Annotated in this window: 14 protein-coding genes; 9 read left to right on the forward strand and 5 right to left on the reverse strand. The window is 45.3% G+C overall.

Going from position 1 to position 13,424, the window contains the following annotated elements:
* Nucleotides 1–31: 31 nt before the first annotated feature.
* Complete coding sequence (gene clpS, locus L5M38_RS15330) at nt 32–340, reverse strand: ATP-dependent Clp protease adapter ClpS (RefSeq protein ID WP_006081936.1); 309 nt, start codon at nt 338–340, stop codon at nt 32–34.
* Nucleotides 341–534: 194 nt separating this feature from the next.
* Between clpS and cspD the strand changes: the two genes are divergently transcribed.
* Nucleotides 535–741, forward strand: coding sequence for a cold shock domain-containing protein CspD (gene cspD / locus L5M38_RS15335; RefSeq protein WP_006081937.1), 207 nt, complete (start codon nt 535–537; stop codon nt 739–741).
* Nucleotides 742–1,058: 317 nt separating this feature from the next.
* Here the strand turns inward: cspD and L5M38_RS15340 are convergent, their stop codons facing one another.
* Nucleotides 1,059–3,284, reverse strand: coding sequence for an NADP-dependent isocitrate dehydrogenase (locus L5M38_RS15340; protein WP_263179582.1), 2,226 nt, complete (start codon nt 3,282–3,284; stop codon nt 1,059–1,061).
* Nucleotides 3,285–3,627: 343 nt separating this feature from the next.
* On the opposite strand from L5M38_RS15340, the gene rluE reads away from it, so the two are divergent.
* The 6 genes from rluE (at nt 3,628) to L5M38_RS15370 (ending at nt 9,674) form a co-directional block, all read left to right on the forward strand.
* The gene (rluE, locus tag L5M38_RS15345; RefSeq protein ID WP_263179583.1) at nt 3,628–4,413 is read left to right on the forward strand and encodes a 23S rRNA pseudouridine(2457) synthase RluE; all 786 of its coding nucleotides are present in this window, start codon (nt 3,628–3,630) and stop codon (nt 4,411–4,413) included.
* A 45-nt stretch (nt 4,414–4,458) separates the two neighbouring features.
* Nucleotides 4,459–4,953 carry an NUDIX hydrolase gene (locus tag L5M38_RS15350; protein ID WP_219252596.1) on the forward strand — a complete coding sequence of 165 codons (495 nt, stop codon included), beginning with the start codon at nt 4,459–4,461 and terminating at the stop codon, nt 4,951–4,953.
* A gap of 324 nt (nt 4,954–5,277) precedes the next feature.
* A complete protein-coding gene (gene mnmA / locus L5M38_RS15355) occupies nt 5,278–6,396 on the forward strand; it encodes a tRNA 2-thiouridine(34) synthase MnmA (protein ID WP_014610717.1) in 1,119 nt (372 codons plus the stop codon).
* Nucleotides 6,397–6,399: 3 nt separating this feature from the next.
* On the forward strand, nt 6,400–7,017 hold the full coding sequence (hflD, locus tag L5M38_RS15360; protein WP_131523325.1) for a high frequency lysogenization protein HflD: 618 nt from the start codon (nt 6,400–6,402) through the stop codon (nt 7,015–7,017).
* Nucleotides 7,018–7,046: 29 nt separating this feature from the next.
* The gene (gene purB, locus L5M38_RS15365) at nt 7,047–8,417 is read left to right on the forward strand and encodes an adenylosuccinate lyase (protein WP_263168946.1); all 1,371 of its coding nucleotides are present in this window, start codon (nt 7,047–7,049) and stop codon (nt 8,415–8,417) included.
* Nucleotides 8,418–8,534: 117 nt separating this feature from the next.
* Nucleotides 8,535–9,674, forward strand: a complete 1,140-nt coding sequence (locus L5M38_RS15370; RefSeq protein WP_263168944.1) for a cupin domain-containing protein — start codon at nt 8,535–8,537, stop codon at nt 9,672–9,674.
* Nucleotides 9,675–9,846: 172 nt separating this feature from the next.
* Here the strand turns inward: L5M38_RS15370 and L5M38_RS15375 are convergent, their stop codons facing one another.
* Nucleotides 9,847–10,296: a DUF4826 family protein gene (locus L5M38_RS15375; RefSeq protein ID WP_011789106.1), complete on the reverse strand. Its 450-nt coding sequence runs from the start codon at nt 10,294–10,296 to the stop codon at nt 9,847–9,849.
* 280 nt (nt 10,297–10,576) lie between these two features.
* On the opposite strand from L5M38_RS15375, the gene L5M38_RS15380 reads away from it, so the two are divergent.
* Together L5M38_RS15380 and L5M38_RS15385 are read left to right on the forward strand one after the other, a co-directional pair.
* Nucleotides 10,577–11,611 (forward strand): Glu/Leu/Phe/Val dehydrogenase, encoded by a 1,035-nt coding sequence (locus L5M38_RS15380; RefSeq protein WP_173244498.1) that lies wholly within the window; start codon nt 10,577–10,579, stop codon nt 11,609–11,611.
* Nucleotides 11,612–11,822: 211 nt separating this feature from the next.
* Nucleotides 11,823–12,167, forward strand: coding sequence for a hypothetical protein (locus tag L5M38_RS15385; RefSeq protein WP_011789104.1), 345 nt, complete (start codon nt 11,823–11,825; stop codon nt 12,165–12,167).
* Between the two features lie 137 nt (nt 12,168–12,304).
* Here L5M38_RS15385 and L5M38_RS15390 read toward each other — a convergent pair whose 3' ends face one another.
* Together L5M38_RS15390 and L5M38_RS15395 are read right to left on the reverse strand one after the other, a co-directional pair.
* A complete protein-coding gene (locus L5M38_RS15390) occupies nt 12,305–12,721 on the reverse strand; it encodes a MarR family winged helix-turn-helix transcriptional regulator (RefSeq protein WP_028759729.1) in 417 nt (138 codons plus the stop codon).
* Nucleotides 12,722–12,865: 144 nt separating this feature from the next.
* Nucleotides 12,866–13,330, reverse strand: a complete 465-nt coding sequence (locus L5M38_RS15395) for a DUF1285 domain-containing protein (protein ID WP_263179584.1) — start codon at nt 13,328–13,330, stop codon at nt 12,866–12,868.
* Nucleotides 13,331–13,424: the final 94 nt, after the last annotated feature.

The following is a 13,424-nucleotide window of genomic DNA, read 5'->3' on the forward strand; positions in this document are numbered from 1 at the left end:
AATTAACAACAGACTACAGAGTAAAGCGGTTTTATGCTTTCTCTAACGAACACAGTAACGGATGTTGGTTTTGTCTTGCAAATTGATTTACTTGTATCACCTTAGTTTCTGCAATCCCAAACGGGAAAATACCGCAAATTCCTTTTCCTTGGTGATGGATCGTCAACATGATATCGGTCGCTTCCTGCTCGTTCTTGCGAAAGAAAACCTGCAAAACTTCAATCACAAAATCCATTGGGGTGTAATCATCATTATTGAGTACCACCTTATACATCGAAGGCGGCATTAACTCTGATTCGACACGTTCTTCAACGTGTTCAATATTTCCTATCTTTGCCATTTTTTAATACTAGCCTCTCGTGTTGGCCTCTTCCAATTGATCCGTTCAAATTAATCAGTTGTTACCCCTTTGTTAATTTTAGCTTGACTTCCGCATTTACTCCTTACATTCTGTTGTGCAGACGGTGAACGAATACCCGTCTATACAGGTTTTACTATCTTACTGGTAAGTAGACAACAGAAGGAAGTGGAAGTATGGCAAGCGGAACTGTTAAATGGTTCAACAACGCCAAAGGATTCGGGTTTATTTGCCCTGATCAAGGTGGTGAGGACGTTTTTGCACACTATTCTACCATTGAAATGGAAGGCTATCGAACTCTAAAAGCAGGCCAACCCGTTCAATTTGAAGTAGAAGCCGGTCCAAAAGGGATGCACGCTTCAGCCATTTCACCAACAAAATAACGTTTGGTGAGGCCAATGATCTAAAAGGCAGGGACTTGTCCCTGCCTTTTTATTGCTGCGTGTTTCATCAATTCTCACCACTTAATGCTACATCGCTCATCATCATTTCGCATGAATTTAATTCAAGTTCAATAGCCGCAGACCATCCATTGCATCCCTGCAAAAAGTTTTTATCATCGGTCTCGACAGCAAATTTAGGGTATAAAAAAGGATCTGCAATGCAGATCCTTTTTTAAAATCAGTCTAATGACTTACAACTTTACATCAGCTTAGATGGCCCACACGCGCACACCATCTAAAAGTGATAACGAGCTAAATTAAGCAATCAACAGCTTGTTCAACGTCTCGCTTGGGCGCATGGCTTTTTCAGCCTTAGCCGCATCTAAACGGTAGTAACCGCCTAAATCGACTGGTGCACCTTGTGCCGTCGCTAATTCAGCCACAATCACTTGCTCATTCGCCGCTAGCGCATGCGCTAACGGAATGAAGTGAGCTTGTAACTGCTCATCGCCCGTTTGCGCAGCTAAGGCTTGTGCCCAGTACATGGCTAAGTAGAAATGGCTACCACGGTTATCCAGCTCACCGACTCTTCTTGATGGCGATTTATTGCTATCTAAGAATTGGCCAATGGCTTGATCTAAAGTATCGGCTAATGCTTGGGCTTTTGGATTGCCCACTGTTTGGCTTAAATGCTCAAGAGACGCCGCCAGAGCCAAGAATTCACCGAGCGAATCCCAACGTAAGTGACCTTCTTTCTCAAGCTGTTGCACGTGCTTAGGCGCACTACCACCCGCACCTGTTTCAAATAGACCGCCGCCGTTCATTAATGGAACGATTGACAGCATTTTAGCACTGGTGCCTAGCTCAAGGATAGGGAACAAGTCAGTCAGGTAGTCACGTAGAACGTTACCCGTAACTGAAATGGTATCTTTGCCTTCTTTGATGCGAGCCAAAGACAAACGCGTCGCGTCTTCTGGAGACATAATGCTGATGTCTAAGCCATCAGTATCATGCTCAGGCAGGTACTGCTGCACTTTTGCAATGATTTGCGCATCGTGGGCACGTTTGCTATCTAACCAGAATACCGCTGGGGTATTGCTTAAACGGGCACGGCGCACGGCCAATTTTACCCAATCACGGATAGGTGCGTCTTTAACTTGGCACATTCTCCAAATATCGCCCGCTTCCACGTTATGGCTCATCAATACCTTACCGCTGGCATCGACAACGTTAACCATACCATCAGCAGGAATTTCAAAGGTCTTATCGTGGCTGCCGTACTCTTCGGCTTTTTGCGCCATCAAGCCCACGTTTGGCACGCTGCCCATGGTTTTAGGATCAAAAGCGCCGTGCTCTTTACAGAAAGCAATCGTTTCTTGGTAGATACCGGCATAACAACGATCTGGGATCATGGCTTTAGTATCATGCAGTTGACCGTCTGGTCCCCACATTTGGCCAGATGAACGAATCGCAGCAGGCATAGACGCATCGATAATGATGTCGCTTGGTACGTGTAAGTTGGTGATACCTTTGTCAGAATCAACCATAGCCAATGCGGGACGCGCAGCGTAAACGGCGGCGATATCGGCTTCGACTTCGGCGCGGCTATCAGCAGGTAATGTCGCGATCTTGGCATAAACATCACCAAAACCGTTGTTAACATCAACGCCTAATTCAGCGAAAAGCGCCGCATGTTTGTCAAATACTGGCTTGAAGAAGACCTTCACAGCGTGACCAAACATAATAGGATCAGACACTTTCATCATAGTGGCTTTCAGATGCAGCGATAACAGCACATCTTCAGCTTTGGCGTTTTCGATTTCACGCTCATAGAAGCTCACTAAGGCTTTTTTACTCAACACCGCAGCATCGATAATTTCGCCAGCCAGCAGCTTAAGACCCGATTTGAGCACCACTTCTTGACCATCTTTTTGGGTCAGCACGATATTCACGCTGCCCGCATCAGATAAAGTGACAGACTGTTCGCTGCCGTAGAAATCACCGTCAGTCATGTGGGCAACGTGTGACTTGGAATCTTTGGCCCATTTCCCCATGGAATGAGGGTTTTTCTTGGCGAAGTTTTTCACCGATAATGGGGCACGGCGATCTGAGTTACCTTCACGCAGTACTGGGTTTACCGCACTGCCTTTGATCTTGTCGTAACGGGTTTTAATTGACTTTTCAGCGTCAGTTTTTGGCTCATCCGGATAATTAGGGATGTCGTAACCTTTTTGCTGCAGTTCAAGGATACAGGCTTTTAATTGTGGGATCGAAGCACTGATATTTGGTAACTTGATGATGTTCGCTTCTGGCTGATTCGCTAACTCGCCAAGCTCTGTCAGATGGTCGCCAATCTTTTGTGCTTCGGTCAGTTGCTCAGGGAAACTGGCAATAATACGGCCCGATAACGAGATATCACGGGTTTCAACCGCAACGCCCGCGGCGTCGGTAAACGTTCTAATAATAGGTAAGAGTGAGAGGGTGGCCAGTGCTGGCGCTTCGTCTGTTTCAGTGTAAATAATTGTTGATGAGTTATCTTTCATGTTACATCCTACATTATTGTAAAATTTAATATTTTTTATAATAATTTTATAGCATGGCGAACAAATCTGAGCACAGGGAAAATATCAATCAAGGCAATCGACCACGCCCTCACCTTTCAAATTCTCAATGCCCTTCTGTCTTTGCGCGCAAGCTAAAATTTGTTACAACGACTCATTAAAACCTAATAAACATTTAGGCACAGATCACATTTTCTGGCCGACATCATAGAGCATTCGCAATAATATTCAAATTCCACTAACGGCGAATGCCAAGTACACTATGACCACATTAACGACTCAATCAAGTCAGGTAAGCGTGTCTCAACCTCCTGTTAGCAAAAGTATGAACAAAAACAAGTTTCAACCTAAAGGTGCCAATGCCAGCGCAAGTTCCCCAGCCAAGAGCCCGATTAAACCCGCTAAGCCCGCCAGCAGAGGCCCTGCCAACCGCGCTACCGCCGTAGATAGCAAAGTGGCGCCAGCACGAAATGCCAATGGCAGTTTAAAGAAAGAACCCTTTAAAAATCCTAATCGACGCGCAATTGCGGCGGCAAAACCGGTGCAGAGCCAAACGATTGCGCCGATTATTGTGCTGTTTAATAAGCCTTTTGATGTACTTTGCCAGTTTACCGATGAACAAGGTCGTAAGACCCTAAAAGACTATATCCCCATTGCTGACGTGTATGCCGCAGGCCGCTTAGACAGAGACAGTGAGGGCTTGTTGTTGCTGACCAATGACGGTCAATTACAGGCGAGGCTGACAGAGCCGAAAAAGAAAACCTTTAAAACCTATTGGGTGCAAGTAGAAGGCGTTCCGACGGAGGATGTACTGACAAAACTACGCCAAGGTGTTGAATTAAATGATGGTATAACGCTGCCAGCTAAAGTCAAAATTATGGATTCACCCGACGTTTGGCCACGTAATCCACCGGTGAGAGAGCGCAAAAATATCCCAACAACTTGGCTAGAAATCCAAATTCATGAAGGCCGCAACCGCCAAGTCAGACGCATGACAGCGCATATCGGTTTTCCGACCTTAAGATTAATCCGTTATAAAATAGGCCAATGGAGTCTAGATAATTTGCCATCGGGTGAGCACAAATGCATCCGTCTCGGTGATGAAGTCTAAATTTCAGCCTACTTTCTGCATTCAAATCCACTCAAAGGAGGCTCAATGAGTCAAAGATATAAACCCAATGTGACCGTCGCTTGTATTGTTCATGCAACTTCACAGGACAAATATCTGATGGTAGAAGAGTGGATTGAAGGCGAGCAACGCTTTAATCAACCAGCGGGTCACTTAGAAGCGAATGAAAGCTTGATCCAAGCCTGTGAGCGCGAAGTGTTTGAAGAAACGGGGTTATCACTCAAAGCCCAAGGACTCGTCGGCATTTATCAACTTAGCGCCAGTGAAGACTTAGCCTTTGTGCGCTTTACTTTTTTCGTGCAGTTAGATGATATGCCCTCACCTGCGCCGCAGGATAAAGCGATCCATAGTGCGCATTGGTTAAGTCTTGCGCAGATAGAAGCCAAGTCCTCTTTACTGCGCAGCCCCTTAGTACTCGATTGCTTAAAAGACTATCTCAATCAGGCACAAAATGGCCAAACTTATCCCCTTAGCTTACTCAATAGTGACCGCCTCACGATAGCCCAAGCGAGCAAGGCGTGATAGAATACCGCCCCGCATAAACGGCTGGTTAAGCTTAATGCGTGTGCTACTGCAGAGGCCTTGTACAGCAAATAAATAGTTGGCCGTAAATGCGAGGTTTACTGACAGTTTGCGGACTCATTTTATTTGATAGCGCTGGAAAAGTTTGATTTAGCAATCAGCAGCACAGCACCTAGATGTAAAGTTAGCTTGGATTTAAAGTGAGCTTGGATTTTTAGTTAGCCCATATTTTTAGTTAGGTTAGGTATTTTTGTTACGCGCTCAATGTCGCGGCTTAAATTCATCCACCTAGCCAACACACATACTCAATGGTTTTTAGGATTTATGACATCAATCGAACCCACTCATACAGGAAAAAAAGTCATTGTCGGCATGTCCGGCGGTGTAGATTCATCTGTTTCAGCCTATTTGCTTATGCAGCAAGGCTATCAGGTTGAAGGCCTTTTCATGAAGAACTGGGAAGAAGATGACAACAACGAGTACTGCGCGGCCGCAGAAGATTTAAAAGATGCCCAAGCCGTATGCGACAAGCTCGGGATCAAGCTACACACAGTCAACTTTGCTGCCGAATATTGGGACAATGTATTTGAGTATTTCCTCGCTGAATACAAAGCCGGCCGCACGCCAAATCCCGATATCATGTGCAACAAAGAGATAAAATTTAAGGCATTTTTAGAATTTGCCGACGAAATCCTCGACGCCGATTACATCGCAATGGGCCACTATGTTCGCCGTCGCGATAACAGCGACGGCAGTACGCAAATGCTCCGCGGTGTTGATGGCAATAAAGATCAAAGTTATTTCCTCTACACTCTTAGCCATGAGCAAGTTGCCCGAAGCCTGTTCCCTGTCGGTGAGCTCGAAAAACATCAAGTACGTGAAATTGCGAAAGAAATGGGCTTAATCACCCATGATAAAAAAGACAGTACTGGCATCTGCTTTATCGGTGAGCGTAAATTTACTGAATTTCTAGGGACTTATTTACCGGCGCAGCCTGGCAATATCGAAACCCCAGAAGGCGAAGTCATAGGCACGCACCAAGGACTCATGTACCACACCTTAGGCCAACGTAAAGGCTTAGGCATTGGCGGCATGAAAAACAGCAATGACGATCCTTGGTATGTGGTCGATAAAGATCTTGAGCGTAACGTATTGATCGTGGGTCAAGGCGGACACCATCCCCGTTTGATGTCGACCGGCATGACAGTTAACCAACTGCATTGGGTGGATAGAACTGGGCCTGTCGATGGTTGTCATATCACTGTCAAAACCCGTTATCGCCAACAAGATGTGCCTTGTACATTGACCTACACAGATGAACACACCTTGCGCGTGGTCTTCGATGAACCTGTAGCGGCGGTGACGCCTGGACAGTCTGCGGTATTTTATGATGGTGAAGTCTGCCTAGGTGGCGGCATCATAGATCAATTAATCCGAGGGTAAAGCGTGAACGAGCAACTCATTAATCGGACTATGGCGTTTGCAGGCATACTGCAAGCCATTGCCCAAGTTCAACATTTAGCGCGCCATGGCGAATTGGATAATGCCGAGCTCGCAGCGAGCTTAAACACCATTCTCGTCACCAATCCTGACAATACGGCCGATGTCTACCAAGATAAAATCGTATTGCAAAAAGGCTATAAGCTGATCCTGAACCAGCTCGGTGATAGCAGCCAAAAAGATGTTGAAATCACCCGCTATTTAGTGGGCGTGTTGGCGTTAGAGCGAAAATTAGTTCGCTCTAACAGCGGCTTAGGCATGTTGGCTGAACGTATTAATCAAGTGAATCGCCAGCTACATCATTTTGCCATCACAGATGAGCAAGTCGTTGCCAATCTTGCCAGCATTTACAGTGACATCATCAGTAATTTAGGGCCAAAAATCCAAATATCGGGTAATCCTGTGTGTTTGCAGCGCCCTATTGTACAACATAAAATTCGTGCTCTGCTGCTTGCCGCTATACGCAGCGCAGTACTGTGGCGTCAGTTGGGCGGTAAACGTCGACACTTAGTCTTCGCCCGCAAAGCCATAGTCGATACAGCCAAGAAAAGTCTTACCCTATAATAAAATTAGCGTTCATCAAGGAGCTACACATGGATCTTTCCGCACTAACTGCTATCTCTCCGGTAGACGGTCGTTATGGTAGTAAAACCGCGTCATTGAGAGGGATTTTCAGCGAGTTCGGTCTTACCAAGTACCGTGTTCAGGTTGAAATCAATTGGCTAAAACTGTTAGCCGACTGTCCAGACATTAGCGAAGTGCCAACATTGAGCGCGTCAGCTATCGCCGTGCTCGATGGCATTAAAGACAATTTCAACGAACAAGATGCGCTGCGTGTTAAGGCTATCGAAAGCACCACTAACCACGATGTGAAAGCGGTTGAATATTTCATCAAAGAAAAAATCGCCGACAATGCCGAGTTAGCCGCTGTAGGTGAGTTTGTTCACTTTGCCTGTACCTCTGAAGATATCAATAACTTAAGCCACGGTTTAATGTTGACTGAAGCCCGTGAACAAGTATTACTGCCCTACTGCAACGAGTTACTGACTGCGATTAAAAAGCTGGCGATTGAATATCGCTCTGTGCCGTTAATGTCACGCACCCATGGCCAACCCGCGTCCCCATCGACGCTCGGTAAAGAGATGGCGAACGTCGCAGTGCGCCTTGAACGTCAAATCAAACAAATCGCCAATGTTGAAATCATGGGCAAACTGAACGGTGCCGTAGGTAACTACAATGCTCACCTGTCAGCCTATCCTGAAGTTAATTGGCATGAGCTGTCTGAGCGTTTTGTGACTAGCCTTGGCTTGCACTGGAATGCCTACACGACGCAAATCGAGCCACACGATTACATTGCCGAATTGTTTGATGCGGTTGCCCGTTTCAACACTGTGCTGATTGACTTTGACCGTGATATTTGGGGTTACATCGCCCTAGGTCACTTCAAACAACGCACTATCGCTGGTGAAATCGGTTCATCGACTATGCCGCACAAAGTTAACCCAATCGATTTTGAAAACTCTGAAGGTAACTTAGGTATCGCTAACGCCCTGATGCAACATTTAGCGTCTAAGCTGCCGCTATCAAGATGGCAACGTGACTTAACTGACTCGACTGTACTGCGTAACTTAGGCGTGGGTATTGCCCATGCGTTGATCGCGTATCAAGCGACCTTAAAAGGCATCAGCAAGTTAGAAGTTAACGAAGCGCATCTGCGTGATGAACTCGATCACAACTGGGAAGTGTTAGCAGAACCCGTACAAACGGTGATGCGTCGTTATGGCATTGAAAAGCCATACGAAAAATTAAAAGAACTGACGCGCGGTAAACGTATCGACGCGCAGCAACTGTCAGTGTTTATTGACGGACTTGAATTACCAGACTCAGTGAAAGCTGAACTGAAGAAAATGACGCCCGCCAATTACATTGGTCGCGCCGAAACGTTTGTCGACGAACTGAAGTAAGTTTTTAACTGAACTTAGTTATTAGCTGAAATTGGCGATGGACAATACTCTTTCATAAACAGAAATAAGGATTAAGGCGACTCACATCACCGCGATGTGGTCGCCTTTTTTAACACTATGTATACACTCAATCTCGATATCGCCCAGTTTCTTAGTGAGTACTGGCAAAAGAAACCCCTGCTGATCAAAAAAGCGTTTCCGCAGTTTGAAGATCCTATCAGCGCCGATGAATTAGCAGGCCTTGCCTGTGAAGAAGAAATCTCTTCACGCATCGTCGTCACCAAAGACAATGATTGGGAAGTGGTGCAAGGTCCGTTTGAAGATTACGACAGCTATGGCGAAACCCATTGGCAGTTATTAGTGCAAGCAGTCAACCATTGGTATCCAGATTCGCAGCCATTAGTTGAAGCTCTCCGCTTTTTACCTGACTGGCGCTTCGATGACTTGATGGCATCATTTGCAACCCCAAGTGGCGGTGTCGGCCCACACGTCGATAACTACGATGTGTTTATCATTCAAGGCGAAGGTAAGCGTCGCTGGACTGTGGGTGACAATACCCCGCAACAACGCCGTGGTGGCAATCCCAACTCGCCGCTGGTTGAAGACTTCACCCCCATTATCGATGTAGTGTTAGAAAAAGGCGACATGCTTTATATTCCACCCGGTTTCCCGCATTGCGGCGAAACCCTAACTGTGGCAATGAGTTACTCGATTGGTTTCCGTGCTCCTAGCCAGCAAGAATTGGTCAGTGAAGTCGCCGATTATTTGCTCGACAATAACTTAGGTCAGCAGCGTTTCACGTCGCAAACTGAACCGAGTTCAGCCGGTATCGTCAGCCAAGATCATCAAGTGGGCATAATGTCACTCTTGAGTCAGCTGAGCCAAGATCCCAATAGCTACCAAATCGTGTTAGGTAAGCTACTCAGTCAAAACCGTTTCGAACTTGATTTGTGTGAAGGCGAAGAAGCTTACAGCATTGAAGATTTGCAAGATGCCTTCGCCCAAGGTGCTGGCGTCAGCCGTATCGGCGGTTTGAAAGTATTGCGCCTTGAAAATGACTCCACGCCGCGATTATTCATCAATGGTGACGTGCATGAACTGCCCAATACACCGGCAGACGTGATCGCACAGTTGAGCGATAACGTCAGCTTAAGCGCCGATGAAGCGACTGAAATATGTCAGCATGAAGAAGTCCAAGCCTTACTGTTGAAACTCATCAATCAAGGTTTCTACTACTTGAGCGACAGCGAAGAATAAGCCCTATCGACTCTGCTCGATGACCTTTTTCTTAATATAAAGTGTAAATAAAACATCAACATAAATAAGGCACTCAATTGAGTGCCTTATTATTTCAATTATCAGTATCAATCGACACAAGTGACTGTATTAACTCAATACTATCTAAATACAATCCTTAACTCATTTGAGTTTAAGCATTCCACAGTTTATCGTCGTTGTGCATACGATATAAACTCTCGGCACGCGATACTAATAGTTGAGCAAATTTAGCCTGAGTGGCATCACGGGTTGCACCCGAACGCACTAAGTTTTCCGCCTGCATTTGCCACATCATAGAGAAATGACGCACGGCATCACGGGCCGTCGCCGCCACTTTCACATCGACAAAATCCGACGGTAAATCACCTGACATCACCCAATAGGTTTTGTTGCTTGGACGCTTTGATTCCATCTTCCAAATCGCCATATAAGGCGCAAGATAACGGCTTTCATCGGCTAGGACTTTGCTTGGGATCACGCCTTTTTCAGCGAGAAAACGATTAGCTTTTTGAAATTGAGTTCTGACCCACTCTTGACGCAGCTTTTCTATTTCTTCAGCTGATAAATTTTGTTGAGTTTGGTCGACAGCTTGTTCAGTCATACTTCCGTCCTATCTTATTGTTATAACGCGAGCCTAATTCTTGGGATCAGTACGCGATTCATTCTATTCGTTACGTTAAATTCAGTACAATCCATTCTTAATCGCAAAGCTTACGTTTACGTAAAGTGGAAAGCTAAATTGCCACAAATAATGTATTTATTCGGTCATTATGCATGGTTGAGAGTATCGCTAAATGCTATGGTTCTGCAATAAATATAACAAGCAGTCGATAGAGGCTCACCTCGTCGGCTTTTTCATTGTGTATAGCGGAGAAATTCACGTGGCTGTATTTAATCATGTATCCTTTGACGAACATGAACAGGTTGTATTCTGTCATGATAAAGAAAGTGGCTTAAAGGCCATTGTCGCCATCCATAACACTAACCTTGGTCCTGCCGTGGGTGGATGTAGGATGTGGAACTACCAATCGGATGATGAAGCCCTGACTGACGTATTACGCCTCTCTCGTGGCATGACTTATAAAAATGCCCTAGCAGGTTTAACCATGGGCGGTGGCAAATCCGTGATCATTGCCGATCCGAAAAGACAAGATCGCGAAGCCCTATTCCGCGCCTTTGGCCGTTTGATTAACAGCCTAGGTGGCCGCTACTATTCAGCGGAAGATGTTGGCACTACTACGGCTGATATTATGATCGCCCATGAAGAAACCCCTTATATGGCGGGTCTTGAAGGCAAAAGTGGCGATCCATCACCGTTCACAGCCCTTGGCACTTATTTAGGCATCAAAGCTGCGGTTAAACATAGACTTGGTTTAGACAGCCTAAGAGGCCTTAAAATCGCCGTTCAAGGCGTCGGTCACGTTGGCTATTACCTGTGCAAACACTTGCATAACGAAGGCGCTGAACTGATTGTTACCGACATTCATCAAGCCTCGTTAGATAAAGTCGCTACCGACTTTGGTGCCATTGTTGTCGCGCCTCAAGAAATCTACGCGCAAGATGTGGATGTGTATGCCCCTTGTGCCCTTGGCGCAACCTTAAACGATGCGACCTTACCGCAACTGAAAGCCAAAATTGTTGCTGGCTGTGCCAACAACCAATTAGCCGAAGTACGCCACGGTGAACAACTGAAAGAAATGGGCATACTGTACGCGCCAGACTATGTGATCAACGCAGGCGGCATTATCAACGTGTCGTTCGAAAAAGATTACGACGCAGCAAAATCGACGGCTAAAGTAGAAGAAATTTACAACACGCTGCTGAAAATATTCAGCCAAGCCGATGCGCAGAACCGTACAACTGGCGCCGTGGCTGATGAAATGGCGAAAGCCATTATCGAAGCCGCTAAGCAGTAATTTTTTACGCGTTTATTATTTTTTATGCCCGTCAAATATTGAAAAAAGCGACCTCTGGTCGCTTTTTTGTTATCTAAAATTTAATCTATCACTAAGCTCATGGTTTAACCGCGCTTTTAATTTCGACACAGAATATTCATTTAATCACGCTGGAAAACGTCATATTTGTCTGCTTGAATTAGTCTATCAGGTCCCAGCACAGGATAGCGCTATGATCCGTTTCAAATATGATCTCAACCAAGATGTGGTAGAACTGCAAGCCAGCAATTGGAGTGGTTTAGAGCGGGTCTTCGTTAATGGCCAGATGGTGTCGCACAAGCTTAACTTTAAACCTCAAAGCGAGCATACCATTCAGCTTAAAGATGGCGCACCTTGCAAGTTTGAACTGCTTATCGATCCCCAAACCGATGAGTTAATGTGCCGAATTTATAAGCAACATAGACTCGTCGCTAGCCTAAAACAAGGCAAAGAGAATTTATTAGCCAGCCGGCGTTATTTACAGCACTCAGTGATAGCCGTAAGTCTGCTTTGCGTCTTTGCACTTTACTTAAATTAATCAAACCAGTTTAATCCCGCAGAGTGAGGCATAGTGGATGGGATTAAACAGGGAAAATGAATTGAGATAATCACATACAGATAGAAGTAAAAACGGCTAAACCACAGTTTTCCTCCATACCCATTAGATTCAAAATCTCAAGCCAAACGGTTGATTTTATTTAATAGTAAAATGAATGTCTGTTGTTCATCTTCACTTAGATTTGACAGGAATTTTTCATTGACCCGCTCAGCTTCGCAAATAAGATCTTGCTCTAATGCTTTGGCTTCATCGGTCAAAAAGATTTGGAAAGCACGCCGATTATCGACTTCTTGATGACGAGTAATAAGACCTTGCACCTGTAACTGATCGAGTAAGCGCGTCATAGTGTAATTTGCCACATCGCAACGCTTAGACAATTCAGTTTGGCTTATGCCCTCTTCTTGCCACAAAGCAAACAGCACAGGCCACAGTTTTATATCGAGTTGATATCGCTTAAGATGCAGATCAAGCTCATTTTGCAGCTCGATATTTAAGTGGGATACAAGATAGCCTAAGCTTTCATGACGATTCAAACAGCACCTCCTACAGCAAAGGTTTAACGCGTTTTCACTTACTCTGCACGCCATCATAGGAACCCAGAGTTAGTTTTAATACTACCACTTAACCCATAATAAACTAGCTTAGAACACAGCAAATTATGTGATTAACCTACGAGCTCATTCCTCATCTAGATCAGATAAATTGAATTCATTCACAAAATTATAGTAACAGGCCCGACCTAATTTGCCCCATAAACCGCGCTCAAGCGGCAAATAAACACTGTCATCGGTGAGCTTCATCTGTTTTATATCGACTTTATGGTGCTGTGTTTCAATACTGGTTCTCACATTGAGCAGCGAATGGAGTTGCGCTCGCTCGAAATCAACAATCAGTAAGGGAGCATCTTCAACCCGCACTCGCACCTTCTCCACAGGGGTAATTAAGAAATACTCATCATCGATGCAATACAAAATACTGGCGAACAACTTAGCAAACTTTGCTGGCAGCGATGTGCCTAGATATGTCCAATCACCCAAGGCGTTAATGTCAAACAATGGGATTTCACTACACAATGGCGCAACCGAGGTTAGCTTACTATCGGCGGCGAATTGTTTGAGTGTGTGCTGAATACTATCTGTCATCTTTTCCGTCTACGGTCTCCATCATCCATAAAAAAACCAGCCTTGCGGCTGGCTTTAGTGTGACATTCAACACTGGGATATACCAGTGAGGATA

The sequence above is a fragment of the Shewanella sp. SM101 genome (assembly GCF_025654465.1).
GTDB lineage: Bacteria > Pseudomonadota > Gammaproteobacteria > Enterobacterales > Shewanellaceae > Shewanella > Shewanella oncorhynchi.